Annotated in this window: 1 protein-coding gene; it reads right to left on the minus strand. The window is 59.3% G+C overall.

The genetic code is table 11. The features are described from left to right. Positions 1 to 703 (minus strand): immunoglobulin-like domain-containing protein (locus DM813_RS28370; RefSeq protein WP_206617345.1); only part of this gene is annotated, 703 nt, incomplete at both ends.

A 703-nucleotide genomic window follows, 5' to 3' on the forward strand; every position in this document is an offset into this window, starting at 1 on the left:
CACCGGTGATCGTGGCGGTCAACGAGCTGCCGTCAACGTAGACGTCCTCACCGTTGCCCGCAGCAATTTCCAGGGTGCCAGTGGTCTGGCCGTCAGCAATGGTGATCACGCCCTTATCGGTGGTGATTGTGGTCACACCTTTGGACGCATGGCTCAGGGTGGCGGTGAAGATGTATTGCGCCGACGGGCCTTCGTTTTGTACCGAACCGGACAGGCTAACAGTCGACGGAGTAAGGGTATCCACCACCGTCGAAGTGGCAGAGCCGCTGCCCGCTTTAATACCCAGGCTTTCAAAGCCAGGACCGTTTACACCGGTGATCGTGGCGGTCAACGAGCTGCCGTCAACGTAGACGTCCTCACCGTTGCCCGCAGCAATTTCCAGGGTGCCAGTGGTCTGGCCGTCAGCAATGGTGATCACGCCCTTGTCGGTGGTGATCGTAGTCACGCCTTGGGAGGCATGGCTCAGGGTGGCGGTGAAGACGTACTGCGCCGACGGGCCTTCGTTTTGTACCGAACCGGACAGGCTAACAGTCGACGGAGTAAGGGTATCCACAACCGTCGAAGTGGCAGAGCCGCTGCCCGCTTTAATACCCAGGCTTTCAAAGCCAGGACCGTTTACACCGGTGATCGTGGCGGTCAACGAGCTGCCGTCGGTGTAGACGTCTTCGCCGTTACTCGCATCAATTTTCAGGGTGCCGGTGGT

Origin of the sequence: Pseudomonas alkylphenolica (genome assembly GCF_004025535.1) — a bacterium.
Lineage (GTDB): Bacteria > Pseudomonadota > Gammaproteobacteria > Pseudomonadales > Pseudomonadaceae > Aquipseudomonas > Aquipseudomonas alkylphenolica_A.